Annotated in this window: 1 protein-coding gene (running past one end of the window); it reads right to left on the reverse strand. The window is 48.1% G+C overall.

Annotation, left to right across the window (positions count from 1 at the left end):
* On the reverse strand, positions 1–20,299 hold the 3' portion of the coding sequence (locus K1Y79_RS28350; RefSeq protein ID WP_220253606.1) for an SDR family NAD(P)-dependent oxidoreductase. Its footprint extends 2,951 nt past the window's final position; only the last 20,299 of its 23,250 coding nucleotides appear in the window; its start codon lies beyond the right edge, outside the window; its stop codon occupies positions 1–3.

A 20,299-nucleotide genomic window follows, 5' to 3' on the forward strand; every position in this document is an offset into this window, starting at 1 on the left:
TTATAACTGAAATAATAGCTTATCGGCCTGGTCAATGTCCAGTGATCCGTCTTTTACTTTGGCAAGAAGCGTATCCAGTTGTTCATCGTTTGTAAGCGATGGCGACAGATAATCAACCAACTCTTGCACAGTGGGGTATGTAAAGAATGTGGATGTAGTCAGGGTGATGCCAAAGTGAGAACTTAGTTCTTTCGCCAATGCAGACAGGCTTATTGAGTCGAAGCCCATTTCTGAAAAGTGCAACTGAGTATGTACCTGGTGCGGGTCAGTTAGAAGTATTCGACCAATGGCATGTTTAATAAGTTTATCGATTTCGTTTGCATTATGTGCTTGAGCAAAACCAGCCTTAGTGTTACCTGTTATCCCGAGCAGATGACTTACCTGGTCCTGTTCTCCTGCCATCACGATATACTGACCACCCGGCTGGCCAATCAGCTGTTCCATTAGTTGCAATGCTTCATCACTTTCAATTAGCCGTTGACCACTTTGCTGGAGATATGCCTGGGCGCTCGTACTATCTAACTGCATGCCGCCTTCTCGCCACAATGGCCAGTTGATTACAACAGATTTACCTGTGGCGGTCCGTTGATGGGAATAGCCTATCTGAAAGCGATTAGCTACGGCGTAGCTGCAACCTCCGAAATCACCTAGTAAAGCAGCGATAGACGAGAAGTAACAAACGAAATCGAGAGGCTGATCCGAGAATATCTTATCAAGTATGAGTGTACCGCTGACTTTAGGTGCCAGAACCTGATGAAACTGATCAGCAGTCTGTTGAGTCAGCGGTATGCTGTTATTTAGACCAGCTGAATGAATAATACCATGTAGTTGTCCGAACTGATTATTGATCTTGCGGGAAAGCCGGTAAACGTCTGACTCATTGCTATTATCTGCTTGAACATAGATAGCGGTACCGCCTAGCGCCGATAATGCATCAATCTTATTCTTGCGCTGTTCATCTAACGCAGTGCGTCCGGTAAGTATGAGATTGGCTTTATACTTTGCAGCAAGATAGCCGGCAACCTGATATCCGATACCACCAGCACCACCCGTGATCAAATATGTGCCCCCGGTTCTAAATACTACTTGTGGTTCTTTCAATATAACAGGCTGTACATTCCTTACAAACGGAAGGTCCTTCTCAAAGACAGTTGTCCTTGCCTTTACAGCGAAGAGCAATTCAAACAATTTAGTAATAAGAGAATCCCGCAAACCCCCAACCAGCACTCTTGATTTGGATGCTAAGGAAAGCGATTGTTCATAGCCAATCCAAGAATCAATAAAAGAGCGTGCAAAAGTATGCTCCGAGATATCGCCAGCCAGTAGAATCCTGCCGGGGCTCTTTGGAAGATCACCCACATGCTGCAACAAATGCAGGATCTCTGTATATGACTTCAGGTCCTCAGGAGACGTGGTGTAATATAGCACCGCCTCCACGGGGTGAGACAATGGCCGCAGCTGGTCGGGCGTCATCACAATAACCTCAGTAGTCAGTCCTTGTGCAATGGTCCATGCTTGCAGTTCTGTAGCTACAGATTGATCCGCACTACAGACCAGCAAGGTATTGATAACAATCCTTTCATTTGCAGATAGCTCAGCTGGTTCCCATACTTCTCTGAAAGTATAGGCAGTGGAGAGAACCTTCTTATCACTTTGCTTAAGCAAGTCTCCGGGCCAATAGCGGTCTCTTGCAAATGGATATGGAGGTAGGCTAATCCTTCTGGGTGCTGTTCCGTAGAGTAAGCGCCATGTCACCTCTGCACCACTCACCCAAGCAGCCGCGATCTTTTCATATTCTTTGTTATTAATCAAGTCTGTTGTGACAGAAAGATCCTGTACAGGCCGGCTATATTCTTTAATTACTGTGGCACGATATACGTCCTGCATATCACCCTGTTGGCAGGAAATAAGTGTATTCTTTAAGGCAGTAATGTCTTCGGCCACAAATGCGATACGTACATTCATAGCTTCCCTTCCAGTTTGTAGGGTATAGGCAATCCGCATGAGATCCTGATCTCCGTAACCGGAAGTTTGAAGGAAATTAATTAATCGGGATATGAGTATTGACAGTCGCGCCTCATTTGCCGCGGACAGAACAATGATAGCAGGAGATGGACCTCTAGTAACAGGCCCTTGCTCTTCTACGTATTCTTCAACGATAAGGTGTGCATTAGCACCACCTGCGCCGAAAGAAGATAGGCCTGCAGTGCGCGGATATTCCTTTATAACTTTATTTTCATTAAGCAATGGCCTATCCCAGGCACGAAGTGTCTGTTGTACCACAAAAGGCGTCTCTGCAAAACTTATATTAGGGTTTAACTGCTCTGCATGAAGGCTAGGAACCAGCTGCTTATGCCTCAACTGTAGTAATATCTTCGTTAATCCAGCGATACCTGCTGCCGCCTCGAGATGCCCGATATTTGATTTTACAGCGCCGATCGCACAATACTGGACATCGGCCGTATCTTTCCTGAATGCCTGGGTAAGCCCCGTTATTTCTATAGGATCACCTAGTTCAGTACCTGTTCCATGAGCTTCTATATAACTAATTGTACGGGCGTTGATACCTGCCTTATCCATCGTCCTCCTGATCAATCCTGCCTGCGCAACTGGATTAGGTACGGTGTAACCGTTAGTACGTCCACCATGGTTGATACCAGAGCTGGTAATTACACCGTATATATGGTCTCCATCACGTTCGGCATCAGATAAACGTTTCAGTATGACAGCCCCCGCCCCTTCTCCCGGTACAAAACCAGTACCTCCAGCGCCGAAGCTTTTACAATGGCCATCAGCAGACAGCATACCATAAGCAGATAGACGCACATAAGACGCAGGATGTGCGTATATATTTACACCACCGGCAATAGCCATTTCACAATCACCTCGTAACAGATACTCACACGCCTCGTGAATAGCAGTAAGCGACGAGGAACACATTGTATCTACCGGCATACTAGGTCCTTGTAGATTCAGTATATAAGAAATCCGGTTGGCGACAGAACTGAAAGACGTACCTGGGAATATAGCCTGGCCTTGTTCCCATAATGCAGGACCGTATAGTTCAAAGCCTGTCTTAGTTATGCCTGCAAACACACCCACCTGTCGCTGGTGCATGGCTTTCAGCAATTCGCGGGTATATCCGGCATCTTCAAGTGCTTCCCAGCTGATTTCCAGGAACAACCGCTCCTGTGGGTCCATGCCCATCACCTCTCGTGGAGACAGGTTGAAAAAACCTGCATCAAATGCAGCAAAGTCTTTGAGAAACCCGCCCCATTTGCTATAACTCTTACCCCGTCGTACGGCTTCGTCCTGATCGGGTACATAAAATTCGTCAAGTGCCCATCGGTCTGTTGGTATCTCATGGATACTCTCTTTACCAGTGGCCAGATTATTCCAGAAATCAGACAATGTATCTGCATCAGGATACCGTCCACTCAGTCCTATAATGGCTATCGGAGAACGAAGGCTTGCCTGACGAACGGGGGTCGATATACTTATATTTTGCTCTGGTTGTATAGTTTCCCTGGTAGGAATATCCGGTGCAGTTATCACCATTTTAGCTTCCGGAATTGCCTCTACCCAACTGATACATGTCTCCTGATAAGCTTGTACCAGATAAGCAGAGAGTTCATACAAGGTCTGATATTCAAAGAAAAGCGTGCGGGATATGTTACCGAATATCTCACCAAGTGACTGATTCAGGCGAGTGATCATGATAGAGTCTATCCCATAACTCTCAAAAGGCTCGTTTATATCAATTCTTTCAGCCTCTAGTCTTATATGGGTAGATAAGAGCTGCTTCATATTGTATGACACGGCACCAACCAATTCCTTTGCTGACAATGCCCTTGTCGAAGTACCAGTACCTGATTGTCTAACCGGTACATTTGGAGCGGAAGCTAGCCTCGCCTTACAAAGGACTAACACATTGGTACTATCCAGCGACATAGCTTTATAAAAAGCTGATATACCGGCTGCTGTATCCAGAGGAAGGAGTCCCCCCCGCTGCATATGATCTAATGTTGCTGTATCCACCTGCATCCCGCCCCATCGCCATAAAGGCCAGTTAATCGAAAGACTTTTACCGCTTCGTTTACCTGCTATCACCAATCGCTGCCTTTGCGCCATGTAAGCATCCATAAATGCATTACCGGCGGCGTAATCCGTCTGCGCCGCATTGCCAAAACAGCCAGCAACAGAAGAGAAGGTCACGAAGAAGTCCAAGGGCATATTCTGACTGGCTTCATCGAGCCATTGAGTACCGCGAACCTTCGCAGCGATCACTGATTGGAACTCCGCTGTTGACTTACGGATAATGAAGTTATCCCTTTTCTCACCCGCGCTATGCAGAATACCGTCCAGACGCCCATACTGTATACGGATGTCATTCAGAAGCGACACCACACGCTCTTGCTTTGTCACATCGGTTTGCCTGTAATCAATGATTACTCCTGGTTGTTGTATGCTACGGATCTTTTCCTCCAGTGAATTATCTAATATACGCCGGCCTGTAAGCACAATTGTTACCGGCTGTACCTGACTGGCAATTTCCTTTGCAAATAAGAACCCTAGTCCTCCTGCTCCACCTGTGATAAGGTAAACGCCGCCTTCCTTCCATATAGGTGCTGCCTGGTTGACTGACTCGGGTTTCCAATCTGTAGTCGTCCAAGAAGCAGCGGCGATGTCAACCGCCGCTGCACTGGCAGATTGCACTACCAGACTCTCCAGATTTTGCCAGTTGGATATGCTGATCACCTGACCTGTGATACGCGGGTTTTCTAATGCTGCTGAGCGTAACAAACCATGTAGACCCTGGCAATAAGTTTCGTTTTCAGGGTATATAAATTGAATCAGCGTTGAAGTAGTAGCCTTTACCTGTAGTAAATCCTTTAATAGCGTGAACACATACGAGGCATACTCCTCATAACGTTCACTTACCGAGCCTGTTGCTACCGGTATATGGTAACAGGCGACATTTGCAGGTAGTGCCGGAATATTATCCGGAGCTGCACATAAGAGTACTAGGTGCTGATCATAAGAAGCAGTATGATTATTTACTGGTTTGTTGACCGGTACCAGCATTTGTACCTCAACGGACGGAGATTCCCCCTTGGCAACAGGAGTAGCTATAAGTGATTGCTGTATCCAGTATCGCTCCCTGGCAAAAGGATATACAGGTAAAGCTATGCGGGCAGGTCTGATATTATTGTAAAGGATATCCCAATCGATTTGCAAACCATTGACCCACAATGTGGCTACCTTTCTGAACTTGCCTTTGCTTAGCCAGTTCATTACCATGCCGTTTAGATCATCCTCCTCGTCTGGCCATAATAAAGCGGGATTGTTACGGGTCACCTGTCCGGTCACCCAATCTGGGCTTTTCTTTCCGGAAAGATACTGATCCAGTAACAACAAGAGCTTCTCAGTGCTATTTGCTGAAACGACCAATCTGTGCGTCATTGCATCTCTTCCAGTTTGCAACGTGTATGCCAGTTCATGCAGCTGTAGATCTTCTTTTGCAGCCACATATTCTCTGAGTAGCCTTGCATATACTTGTAATCTTTCTTCTGACCGGGCAGAAAGTACAATCAGAGAAGATAAAACTGGCGGCGGCAATTGGACCGACCTGGTTGGCTGTATATATTCTTCTATCACAAGATGAGCATTGGTACCGCTGAAGCCAAAAGAACTCACCGCGGCTCTGCGCGGACCACCCTGAGTATGCCAGGGTTGGAGGGATGTATTAATGAAGAAAGGACTTTTTTCAAGATGTATATGCTCATTCAATGCCTCAAAGTTGATAGTTGGAGGCAACTGCTTATGCTGGATGGAAAGTAAAACCTTTATTACACTGGATACACCGGCCGCCGTCAGCAGATGACCAATATTGCTTTTAACAGAACCAAGCGCACAATAACCTTGCTGGTGCGTATACTTACTGAAGGCTGCTACCAACGCTTCCACTTCTATCGGATCACCTAATTGTGTACCAGTTCCATGCGCTTCCAGCATAGTGATTGTTGAAGGATCGATACCAAACTTATCATACACTTCCTCCTCCAGCATACGCTGTGACTTTACACTGGGAGCAGTAATACCATTTGTTTTACCGTCCTGATTCACTCCCCAGCCGCGAATGACACCGTATATCTGGTCGCCGTCGCGTTCTGCATCAGAGAGGCGTTTTAACAGTATCACCCCTACCCCTTCACCAGGCACAAAACCGTCAGCCCGGTGATCAAATGTGTAGCAATGTCCTGTAGAAGACAACATCCCGGCCTTACTGGTCAATACGTGCATAAAAGGAGCAGCAATGACATTTACACCTCCAGCTAACGCAAGGTCTGCATTTCCCAGCACCAGGTTATTACAGGCATCCGCAATGGCCACTAAAGCCGAGGAACAGGCAGTTTCAATTGCCATACTTGGACCATTCAGATTAAGGAGGTACGAAATACGGGCACTCAATATAGAGGTTGCTCCTCCCATAAGTCCCTGCGCATTAAGTCCGTCACCGCCCAGCAATTGCCCGTAATCACCTGTAGCCACGCCAACAAACACACCACAGCGACTTCCAGACAGCGCACCTGGTCTGATACCAGCATGCTCTATACAATGCCAGCAGTTTTCCAGGAACAAGCGCTGTTGTGGATCCATCATCTCAGCTTCAGCCGGAGAAATATTGAAGAACAGCGGGTCAAACTTGTCTGCGTCTTCCAGTACTCCCATCCATTTACTTGTAGACTTCCCTGTCGCTTTCGGATCAGGATCATAGAACATATTTACCGGCCAACGTGAAGCAGGTACTTCTGTCACGCAATCTTTACCATCACGGAGATGCTGCCAGTAGGTATCCAGGTCGGGCGACTGCGGGAATTGTCCACTCATACCAATGATGGCAATACCTTCAGTCAGTGATGACGTGGGTAATGTCTGACTATTGCGTGCCTGTGAACCAGGATGAGCACCTGTCTGTCTGATATTGTTCCTGCTTACGTGCCGATATTTATGTTCAATCATCTGTTCGATACAGTGATCGGTAAGATCCTGCACTTCAGAGGAGCGATGACTGACTACCACCTTTCCGATATGACTGCCTTTATCTACATATTGCAATGCTTCAACAATCCTGGATAAGGGATAGATGCGGGATACGATAGGTACAATCTGTCCTGCTTCAGCCATTTCGACCATCACATCCAATAAACGGCTACCTGAGAATCCGTGGCGGAAACCTAATTGACGCAGATCCACGCTAAAGAACGCCTGGTTGGCCAGTAAGCGGGAAAGGTCAAGAGGGGCGCTTGTCTTTAGTCCATGTATTGCTAATTCAAGGTACCGGCCTCCGGCCCCAAGGCTATTAATACCTTTCTGAATGGCATCACCCGATAGCATATTCAACACAATATCTACTCCTGCACCATTGGTGAGCGCGCGGATCTCCTTATCAAAGTCGCCTCTGTAATTCATTACATGTTTTACACCCAACCTGCGAAGAATGTCCAGCTTCTCAGAACGGCTGGAAGTACCGAATATTTCACATCCTTTGAGCTGCGCCAGCTGAATAGCGACAAGGCCGCATCCGCCCGTAGCCGTCTGAATCAATACTTTTTCGCCATCAGACAACTGTCCAAGCTCAAAAGCATAATACACTGTACTGAATACTACAGGTAAGCTGCATGCTTCTTCAAAAGTCCATTTCGCAGGTTTTCTTACCACGTTTGCTGCCGGCACATTAACATGGCTGGCATGACAGCCCAACTGTTGACCAGCGAGTGCAATCACCTCATCACCTGGTTTAATACCTGAGACACTCCCTCCAATACTTGTCACCACACCTGCTACTTCAAATCCAGGCACGTAAGGATATGCTGGCATTGTTGGGTATAGCCCTCTGACGCACATCGTATCCGGAAAATTAATGGCAGATGCCATCACGGCTACCGTTACTTCGTCTGATGCCGGCGGGGGTACCTGCCAGCTGCGAAGGGCTAACTCTTCCAGCTGTAGTACACCATTGATGACAAGTCCATACTCACGACCGGGCAGCGACTGCACGGTAGCGATCTGCTCCCTGACTGGCGGTTGCACAGGTGCCGCTGCCTCCTGCCGCACCGGTGGAACCGGCACGACAGGTATGACCCTGGCAGACGGCTCAGACCCCATGTCTGGTACAACCGCAAGCTGTGCAGCAATAAAGGCGCTAAATTCTGCCAATGTGGGGTAGTCATATACTTTCGTAGCGGTAATATTCAGTCCATATTGCTTATTGACAGTACGGATCCACTCTACACCGACGATGGAATCGAGTCCCATTTCAATAAACTTCCTGTCTTTTTCTATACTATATTCATCCATGCACAGCGCCTCTGCAAGAGAAGCTGCAAGTTCCGCTTCCAGCTGCAAGCTGTCTACTTGTTTTAGCGTAGCAGGACCAGCTGAATGAGGAAAATCCGTAGTAGCTGGTATAGGCCTTTCAAAACCAGTTGCCGAAATCACCGGAGTATCTCCTGTATCAGCAATGGTATTAAGTATAATGCCACCCGGCTTACCAGGTATAATTGCAGACTCCGAGGCAGGGGATTGAGCGGAGGAAGAATCATTGAGCAGCAGTCCATGTACTGGAACCTGAGGTATCGCATTAACGTGCGCAGGTGACTCCGGAGTTACCACCACTGGTGATACAGGCGGTTGCACTACACCTGCATTAGTGAACGGAAGGCCGTTAGGCGAAGCAGTTGGTAGTACATTGCCTTGATCTGGTATCTTCTGGTTATCTACTGATGATAGTGCAATTGGTTGCTCTGCTGCTGTATTAGTCAATGGAAGGCCGTTAGCAGGAACAGCTGGTAGTACATTACCTTGAGCTGGCACCTCCTGGTTATATAGCGCAATTGATTGCTCTACTGCTGTATTAGTCAATGGAATGCCGTTAGCAGGAACAGCTGGTAGTACATTGCCCTGAGCTGGCACCTTCTGGTTATATAGCGCAATTGATTGCTCTACTGCTGCATTAGTCAACGGAAGGCAGTTAGGTGAAGCAGCTGGTAGTACATTTCCCTGAGCCGGCACGTTTTGGTTCCCTCCTGATGATAGTACAGACCGTTGCCTCGACGTCGTGCCTGGCCAATATTCATCCCTCGCAAAAGGATATCCTGGCAGATGCATCCTTTCCGGCAGCTCACCACCATACAGGGCCGCCCATTTAATATTATAGCCCTGACTGTAGAATGCAGCAAGTCTGGTGACTATTGAGGTGTAATCTTTCGCATTTTCAGCCATTTTTGGCGCATTTTCCAGCAGACTAGAGATATCGGTCTCAAAAACCGAATTTGGCGAAAAAACACCCTCTAAAACCCCTCTAAAGAGATCCGGGGAATAAGTTCCTATTGTCAATTGTTGTAAGGTATCCTTGAGATGATCGAGCGATGTAGTAACAAAAGCATACCGGTGCCGGAAATGATACCTCCCAGTCTGAAGGGTGATGGCAAGAGAAGCAAGGTCAATATTACTCTTCTGTCCTGCCTGTAACCATGCCAACAATCCTTTGACGCGCTCCTGTAAAGCTAAAGCCGTTTTGGCAGACAATACAATCACGTAGGCCGGCAATACTGGCGGAGTGTTAGTGCAGGCATCAAACTGCCTGACCACCACATGTGCATTTGTGCCGCTCATACCAAAGGCGCTGACAGCACCGGTGCGTAATCCCTCCGGCCATGGACGCGACGCTGTATTTACATAGAAGGAACTATTTGCCCAATCGACGTAATCGCTCACCTGCTCACAGTGCAGGCTGGCCGGAATGATATTTTCGCCAACGGACTTCACCAAAGAAACGAGGCTTACCAAGCCGGAAGCGGCAAAGGTATGTCCGAGACTACTCTTGACAGATGTCAGCGCACAGTATTGCCCTTTACGACCAAATGTCCTGAATACTTCGTCCAATGCCTGTATTTCAACCGGGTCTCCAAGACGCGTTCCAGTTCCGTGTGTAACGATGTAACCTATATCTCTTGCATCAATATTATAACGCTCATAGATACTGCCAACTAAGGTGCTTTGAGCAGCACCGTTTGGTGCAGTGATACCATTACTGCGGCCATCATAGTTAATACCGCTTGCTGTAATCTGCGCATATACCGGATCTCCATCTGCAATAGCCTTAGACAATGGCTTCAGTACTACTACCGCCACTGCTTCTCCCGGCACCAGTCCATTGGCCCGTTTATCGAAAGCATAGCATACGCCATCTGCAGAAAGCATACCCGCCTGCCCCATGCCAATAAATCCCTCCGGACTAAGCATCAGGTTAACTCCTGCTGCAATTGCGGTATCACATTCATTGTTACGCAGACTCAGGCAAGCCTGGTGTAACGCCACCAGTGAGGAAGAACAGGCGGTATTGATTGCCATAACCGGTCCCTTAAAGTTAAGGAAGTAACCTAGTCTGGCAGCCAGTACTCCATTATGTGTAGCAGTAATACTTCCTCTTTCTGCACTGATCAATCCGAAGTCGCCCTCTTCAACCCCCACATACATTCCTATCCTGGAAGCGCTGACCTTTGCTTCTCCGTAACCGGCATCTTCCAGTGCATTCCAGGCTTCCTGTAACAATAAGCGTTGTCTCGGATCAATAGTGCGGGCTTCTTTAGGAGAGATCTCAAAAAATGCAGCGTCAAACTCTCCTACTCCAGGTACGAAACCACACCATTTGCTATTGGTTTTCCCTGGTTCCTTCAACGGATCCCCATAGAATGTCCGCCAGTCAAACCGATAATCCGGGATTTCTTCAATAGCGTCCTTTCCTGATTTCAGCAATTCCCATACTTCATCAACAGTACGCGCTTTAGGAAAACGGCCGCTCATACCAATGATAGCGATCGGTTCATCTGTAAACCGATCATTGACAGGCGGCTGTAATTGTTTTTGCTGAAATACAGGCTTGGCATTGTCAGCCTTTCTTACAGGCTCATGTACCTCTTTGGGTATAACCTTTTCAGCATCCGCCTGATAAAAAGCCTTTAGCGCAATAGCATGGTTGCTGCAGAGGTATTTTACAACTGCACCGATACTGGCATGCGCAAAGAACAGGGCTGGAGTAATATTGACATTGAAATGATTACTCAGTTCGCGAGCCAATGCGGAAAGACTGATTGAGTCGAATCCGAAGCCGGCCAGGTTCTCTTCTATATCCAGCTTTGTCACCGGTATCTTAAGCAACTCACTGATGTGTTGCTTGAGATCTGCTTCAAGTAATATTCTCAATTCCTGGTCGTCAATCGCAGCTGATGTTAGCGCGCTATCCTGCCGGGAGATAACAACAGGCTTTGTTATCGAAGAAACCGCTGATTTGCCAATACCGGTAAATTGTTCCAGGCGTTTCAGATCACCTGCGAGTACCAGATATTGCCCTTCGCCAGCGGCCAATAACCGGTCGAACATTAATAGGCCCTCGGCTGATTCCAGCAGACGCTGCCCACTTGTTTGCAGATATAATTCGGTGCTGGCATCACCACTCAGGTGCATACCTCCATCTCTCCATAATGGCCAGTTAATAACAACTGTCTTCCCTGGCAAACCTGCGCTTCGACGATAGTCAATATAATGCTGCTGGAAGCTATTGCCTACCGCATAGTCACACGAACCAAAGTCACCCAGGATTGCTGCCGAGGAAGAGAAATAGCAAACAAAGTCCAAAGGCGCTGCTGCGAATACGGCATCAAGCAACAACGTGCCCTCCACCTTTGGCCGTAACACCTCCCGGAAGGCGTCTGCAGATTTCTGATGTAGTAACCGCCCATCTGCAATGCCTGCTGCATGAATAATACCATGTAAAGGACCAAATTCACCGGCGATCACCCTAGCTATTGCCCGGAGATCACGTTCGTCAGCTATATCGCTAGGCAAATACACAGCCCGGCTGCCATTTACCTGCAGGTCAGCGAGTAACGCCTCTTTGGCGGCGTCGAGCGGTGACCGTCCTGTTAGCACGAGGTTGACGGTATACTGTGTTGCTATATGTTTTGCCACTTTATATCCCAATCCTCCAGCGCCCCCGGTAATCAGGTAGGTAGCGCCGTTCCTTATAGCACCAGGAGATTCCGGCAAGTCAATTCGACGGAGACGTTTCGCATAGGTAGCCCCATCTACCCAACTGACACTCTCTGCCTGACTATTGTAGAACAATTCCATCAACGCTGCAATTGTCTCATTGCCGGTAGCAATCAACACCTTTGTATCAGGTAAAACGAATTGCAGGGATCGTTGGAAGCCTTTGCATGCCTCCATGCAGACAGCGGAATAACTGCCAATATCCGCATTTGTAGATAACAGTACCTGCTGTGGCGCTTTAGTCAGCTGTGGTAGTACCTGCATTAACGGAACAATCCTTTCCAGTCCCTCTTCTTTACCTCCGAGATACAGGATGCCATTAATCGCGCCATGACTGGCCTCTATTTGCAGGAACATATCCAGGTAATCTTCAGGGGCTGTTTCACTACCAACAAAAACAACATCTGTACCGGGTGCGGCCAATTCAAGCCAGCTACTGATATCACTTTGTGCCACATCCTTAGCGGTCAGCACAACCAGTAGCGGAAAGAAGAGCAGCTCTCCGGATAAGATATTAACCGGATGACGATATTCTTCAAAAATATGCACATCGCTTAGCGCCTCCTTTTGAACCGGCGTTTTGGATGATTGCAGCCAGTAACTTTCACGAAGGAAGGGATAACCCGGCAACGCCAGGCGCCGTGGCGTCCGGTCATATAACAGCTTCCAGTCTATGGCATATCCTTTGACCCATAATGCGCCGATTTTGTCCAGCTTACGTTTACTGATCCAGGTTTCCACCAGTGATGCCATGTCATCATCATTCGTATCGAGCAGCGCATCTTTCTCACGTGCTTTCTTTACCCTTCCGATGTAAACGCTGCTATCTGCATTACCTTCAATAACAGCATCCAGGCGAGTATACACTTCCGCTATACCATTTGCTATAAACGCAAGTCTGTATTCCATAGCATCCCTGCCTGTTTGCAGCGTCCATGCAATTGAACCTGCATCAGCATCAGGTGCTATGGCCGCTCTTAGTACCTTTGCATAAGCTATCAGTCGTTCCTCATTACGAGCAGATAACGTAAACAATACCGGTCCTGCGGTTGAGGGAATATCAATGTTTACAGGATATTCTTCGATTACCAGGTGGGCATTGGTACCACTGAAACCAAACGCACTGACTGCCGCACGACGCGGAGTTCCGCATGCAGTTTCCCATGGCTTCAGGTCAGTATTCACATAAAAAGGACTTCCCTCCAGGGAAATATGCTCATTCAACTTGCGGAAGTTGATGGTAGGTGGTAGCTGTTTATGCTGTAATGCCAGTAATACTTTTATTACACTGGCAGCTCCTGCTGCTGTCAACAGATGCCCCATATTGCTTTTGACAGCACCGAGGGCGCAATATTCAGTCTGGTCCGTATATTTTTTAAAAGCATTAACCAATGCTTCTACCTCTATAGGATCTCCTAACTGGGTGCCGGTACCATGTGCCTCCAATAGTGAGATAGTAGACGGATCAATACGGAAGCGATCATACACTTCCTGCTCCAGCTGCACCTGCGACTTCATACTAGGTGCAGTAATGCCATTCGTCTTACCATCCTGGTTCACGCCCCAACCACGAATCACACCATAGATATGATCGCCGTCGCGCGCTGCATCACTCAGTCTTTTCAGCATTACTAGGCCTGCTCCTTCACCTGGTACGAAACCATCTGCCCTGCTATCAAAAGTATAACAGTGCCCCGTGGGTGAAAGCATGCCCGCCTTACTGGTCATTACATGGGTGAGCGGCGATGGTAGTATACATACTCCCCCAGCGAGAGCACTATCACACCTGTGTAACAACAGGCTATCACATGCTGAAGCAATAGCTACCAGGGAAGAAGAGCAGGCTGTTTCTATTGCCAGACATGGGCCTTTCAGATTCAACAGATAAGAGATTCTTGCACTCAATATAGAGATAGAACCACCCATCAACCCCTGCGCATTCATGTTGTCATCTCCTGCACCATAATCGCCGGTAGCGCAGCCTACGAATACACCACAGCGTGCGCCCCATAAAGAAGACGGTGCAATTCCCGCATGCTCTACACAATGCCAGCAGTTTTCAAGAAAGACGCGTTGCTGAGGGTCCATAAGCGCTGCCTCAGCGGGCGAGATATTGAAGAACAGCGGATCGAATTTGTCTGCATCCTCCAATACTCCCATCCACTTACTATTGGTCTTACCTGGGGCCTTCACATCCTTATCAAAGTACTGCTCAACCGGCCAGCGCGTAGCAGGTACTTCTGTGACACAGTCCTTCCCATTCCGCAGGTTGTCCCAGTAAATATTCAGGTCCGGAGACTGCGGGAATTGTCCGCTCATTCCTATTATCGCTATGCGTTCATTGGCAACCGGCGTTTCTTTCACCGCTGCGTGCAGCTGCTGTGTTGTCTGCCGGTGATTTCCTGGCATCCGTTTATTGCGTTGCTGCTTTAACCGGGTGATACAGGTCGTTGTGAGGTCATGCATTTCTGTTGCTACGTGACTGATCACTACCTTTCCGATATGTTCTCCTTGGTCTACATATGCCAGCGCCTCCTGAATACGATCAACAGGGTACACCCTGGATACTACTGGTACAATCAGGCCTGCTTCTGCCATGACAACGATACTATCCAGCAAGGCCTTGCCCTGCTCCTGTTCTCCAGTGCCGGTTCGGCGCAGATCAATGCTGTAGAAGGACTGATTGGCCAGCAAAGAAGACAGGTCTAACCGGGCACTGGTCTTTAATCCATGGACAGCCAACTCCAGGTAGCGGCCACCATTTGCCAGTACACGTAATCCTTTCTGAATGGCGTCACCTGACAGCATATTGAGTACTACCTGTACTCCCTCTCCATTGGTAACTTCCCGGATCTCTTTATCGAAATCTCCTTTATAGCTCAGCACATGTTTTACACCAAGCTGCCGCAATAGTTCCAGCTTATGTTCCTTACCCGCTGTAGCGTAGATCTCACATCCTTTCAGATTCGCCAGCTGAAGGGCTGCCAATCCGCATCCGCCTGTAGCGGTATGTATGAGTACCTTTTCGCCCGGCGACAGTCGCCCGAGTTCAAAAGCATATAAGACAGTGCTGAACACTACCGGCAGACTACAAGCTTCCTCGAATGTCCAGTTGCCTGGCATTCTGACTGTATGTGCTGCCGCCACATTTACAAAACCGGCATGGCCGCCCAGCTGCGTGCCAGTAGTAGCAATTACCTTATCCCCTACTTTAACGTCCGTTACACCTTCTCCTACTACACTCACCAGTCCTGCCACTTCAAAACCGGGCACAAAAGGGTAGTCAGGAATGGTTGGATATAATCCCTTTACACAAAGCGTATCAGGGAAGTTAACAGCAGATGCTTTCACCTCTATTGTGATCTCGCCTGCGGCCGGGAGCGACACGTCCCACTCTTTCATGCACACTTCGTCCAGGGTTTGCACACCGGATACAACCAGTCCATATGAGGATCCCTTTCTCTTCACCGGATTTCTTTGTTGGAACCCCTCTGTCGGGGCAGCTGTTTTAACCGGTTCTTCTGTTATAGCAACAGCTGGAACGGCATGTCCGGCTTTGTTCAATTCATCAGAAATGAAAGCAGTCAACTCCTCTATAGTAGGATAATCATATACCCTGGTAGCAGGTACGTTTATGTTAAATTCCCGATTTACAGTGCGCATCCATTCTACGCCTACAATAGAATCAAGCCCCATATCCAGGAAGCTCTTGTCTGACTGCACACTTTCCGGCTGCATCAACAATACATCAGCCAGGGTGTTGATCAGGATGTTCTGAATGGCGGGCAGCGACGGGGCAGTTTCTGAACCTATCTCCCGTTTTATAGGAACAGCTGATACTACATCAGTGACAGATCCCGGTGCTATTTCAACCGGTGTAACCACTTCGGGGATATGAGGCCCTGAAGTTACTAACGGTTGTAAGGTAATATTACCGAGTTCTACTTTCAATAGTGGTGCTGATGAGGGAACCAGTCGTTCAATCTCTTGCAATACGGGAGTAACCAATGCAGGCAGCCAGTAGCGCTCCTTTTTGAAAGGGTAAGGCGGTAGACTGATACGTGTTGGTGTACCATGCGTATACATTAATTCCCATTGTATATCTGCGCCGACTACCCATGCTGCTGCTATCTTATCCAGCGCCCTGTCGGAGATCCATTTAGGCGGTACAGCTGCCGCTTCCTGCTTACGCCTGCTTGCCTTCCCGCGATGTATACCTGTATGATCTTCCTTTGCAATGGCTTTTAATTTCTGACGGAGTTCATCCATTCCCGAAACGGTGAACGCAATACGCTCTTCCATTGCCTCTCTTCCGGTCTGTAATGTCCAGCTGATAGCCGCCAGTTGTCTGTCGGTATATCTTTCACGTTCCAGGGTGGTGAGCAACCGTTCGGCTATCAATGGTAACCTGTCAGCATCATGTGCAGACAGTACAATCACCGCATCTCCTATCTTCAAATCCTTTGGCTTACGACTATACTCCTCAACTATTATATGTGCATTAGCGCCGCCTGCTCCAAAAGAAGATAATCCGGCGATACGTGGAAATTCCTGTTGCTTACCGTCGATATCCAGTACCGGTCTTTTCCAGGCGGTCAATTCCTGTTGTACGGCAAATGGAGTCGTGGTAAACAAGATGTTAGGATTAGCAACACCGGCATACAGGCTAGGTGCCAGCTGTTCGTGCTTTAATTGTAATACAATTTTTGTAAGACCCGCGATACCGGCAGCGGCTTCCAGATGTCCAATGTTAGACTTCACTGCTCCCAACGCACAATATTGTTTGTCAAGCGTATCTTTCTCATATGCCTGTGTCAGGCCGGTTACTTCAATCGGGTCCCCCAGTGCGGTACCTGTACCATGCGCTTCTACATAAGAGATCTGGCGGGCATCAATACCTGCTTTATCAAGCGTAGCACGAATCAGCGATGATTGCGCTCCGGGATTCGGCACTGTATATCCATTGGTTTTGCCTCCATGATTAATGCCTGTGCTGCGGATCAGGGCATATATATGGTCTCCGTCTTTCTCTGCATCAGAAAGGCGTTTCAGTACAACCGCGCCGACCCCTTCGCCAGGTGCAAAGCCATCTCCGCCTGCACCGAAGCTTTTTGAACGACCATCGATAGATAACATCCTGTGTGCTGACAGACTGATAAAACTGGACGGATGCAGGTAAAGATTTACACCGCCAGCTATGGCTACTGTACAATCACCTCTTAACAGATACTCACTGGCTTCATGAATCGCTGTGAGTGATGACGAACACATGGTATCTACAGGTAGACTTGGTCCATGTATATTCAGGAAGTAAGAGATCCTGTTAGCGACTGAACTAAAAGACGTATGCGGGAATATCTTTTCTCCCTGTGCCCACAGTGCCGGGCCATACAGATCAAAGCCAGTCTTGGTAATCCCGGCAAACACCCCTACCTGTTGTTTATATTGTTCAAGCAACATCTTGCGGGTATATCCTGCATCTTCCAGTGCTTCCCAGCAAACTTCCAGGAACAAGCGCTCCTGGGGATCGATACTTAATGCTTCCCGGGGAGATATGTTAAAGAAGGCTGCATCAAATGCGGTATGATCCTGCAGGAAACCACCCCATTTACCATAACTCTTACCCTGTTCTATTGCCTCGTCTATATCAGGTGTCCAGAAACCTTCAAGTGACCAACGGTCAGCCGGGATTTCCGTGATGACATCTTTCCCCTCACGCAGATTATCCCAGAAGGCATGTACATTGGCCGCCTGCGGATAACGACCACTGATACCAACAATCGCAATCGCCTCCCGTTCAGCCGGCGACGAAGGCACTCGTTTATTTGGCGTAACATCCGGCGCTATCTTCGTTTCCCGCGCTACAGGTGCGACAACTACCTCCTCTTCGCTTACACCAGCCCATTGATGACAAGCGTCGGGGTAGTGTATTGCCAGAAAATCTGCAAGTGTACGCAAGCTCTGATATTCAAAAAACAGCGTCCGGGAGATGCTACCGAATATGCGTGCCAGGCGCTGATTGAGTTGATTAATCATTATTGAGTCAATACCATAGCTCTCAAACGCTTCGTCTTCATCAATAGCGGATGCGGGCAACTGGATATGTTCAGACAGTAATTCTTTTAACAATGCTAGTGTAGTCTGTTTCAACTCGTCAGCTGATAAGGTGACTGCTATTCGCTTCCTGGCTGTTGATACCGCTACAGCAACGTCGGTGGACGTATCCCTATATGTTGTAGTACGACCTACTACCATCACCTGTGGCTGGTCGGCGGCCATCGCCTGATAGAAGGCAGCTATACCTGTAGCAGTATCGAGGGATGGCATGCCTGCTTTTGTCATGGCCTGTTCCGTTGCGGTGTCTACTTTCATACCACCGTCTTTCCACAATGGCCAGTCGATACACAAGCTGATACCTGAACGTTGTCCGGCTAGCATAAGGGTATGCCTGTAGTGCATATACGCATCCAGGAAGGCGTTTGCGCCCGCATAATCTGCCTGGCCTGCATTACCCGATACGCCGGCTACGGAACCGAAACAGATAAACCAGTCCAGCGGCAACTCCTTGCTCAATTCATCGATATACTGAACACCGTGAATTTTGGGAGATAGTACACTTTCAAATTCCTCGACTGTCTTGCGAATAATGAAGTTGTCCTTTATCTGGCCGGCGCTATGCAAAATGCCATTGAGGGTTCCATATTTCCTGATAATATGCTGAAACAGTGCTGCTACTGCTTCCCGCTGGGAGCAGTCGGCCTGATAATATTCAACATTACCTACCTGAGTCTGCAGGCTATTTAGTTGACCTTCCTTCTCTGCAGTCAATGGAGACCGGCCCACCAGTATCAATGTGGCTGACGGTTCCCGCTGCAATATCTCCCTTGCAAACAGCAGGGCGATACCACCAAGTCCGCCGGTAAGCAGGTAAACGCCACCTGCATTCCATACAGGCAGTACATGTTGTGCGGTAACCGGTTCCCAGTCCTGCACCAACCGTGCTTGTCCCTGATAACGTACGAATGCGTCATTAACTGCAGCATTTTCATCGATCACTTCCAGTATCTCTTCCTTTACTGTAGCTGGTAATACAATCACCTGACCTGTTACTCTTGGATTTTCAAGCCCTGCTGTTTTCAGCAATCCTGTTAATCCTTCATAGATTCTGTTAGCCGGCTTGTCAGCAATAATCACTTGTACTAATAATTGTGCATGGCCTTTGTTTTGTAGAAACTCCTGCAACTGCTCAAAAATCATTGTTGCGTGCATGGAATAACTACTCGCTATGTACTCGCCATGTGGCTGTATAACATCAACATGCACAGCAGGCAGTTGTTGCTTCAGCCATTGTATATAGTCTTCCTGTATTCCGCATAACAGCACCCAGTGTTTATCAAACACTTTTACCTGATTGGCGGTTACGGGGGCGGGCTTCCATACAGGACCGACAACATTGTAAGAAGGTTGTTGTACTGCCGGCAAGGGTTCATTATTGAGCCAGTAACGCTCTCTTGCAAACGGATACCCGGGTACTGGTATACGGTATGGGCGGTCATCTCCATAGAAGATATCCCACTCAACAGCTAACCCTTTTACCCATAATTCCGCCACCCTGGCAAGCTTTCTTTTCTTCAGCCAGTTGTGTACCAGCGACTGCACATCTTCATCCTCGCCCAATCCGGAAAAGCCTTCCCGACCTTTCTTTACCTGAGCTGATATGTAGGCAGGATTCGGAGAATCAGCAACATAATCCTGTAGGCCTGACAATAGTTGGTCTTTACTTGTTGCCAGTACTGCCAGTCTGCTGTTCATTGTATCCCTTCCGGTCTGCAGCGTATAGGCAAGCGCGGGGAGTGTAAGTTCATCTGTTGACTGTACATACTGATACAATTCCTGCGCATATGCCCTGAGCCGTTCTTCGTTCCTGGCAGACAGCAAGAACAATGAACCCAGTATGTTCGGCTTCACCTGTTTTGAAGGCAGGCTATATTCATCGATTACCAGGTGAGCATTAGTACCACTGAAGCCGAAAGCACTGATAGCTGCCCGCCGCCGCGTACCTGCCGGAGGGGTCCATGGCTGTAATGTTGTGTTGATATAGAAAGGGCCGTCTTCCAAATTAATATGCTCATTGAGCTGTTCAAAGTGTATAGTAGGTGGAATGGACTTATGCTTTATGGACAAC

This window comes from Chitinophaga rhizophila, assembly GCF_019492185.1.
Classification (GTDB): domain Bacteria; phylum Bacteroidota; class Bacteroidia; order Chitinophagales; family Chitinophagaceae; genus Chitinophaga; species Chitinophaga rhizophila.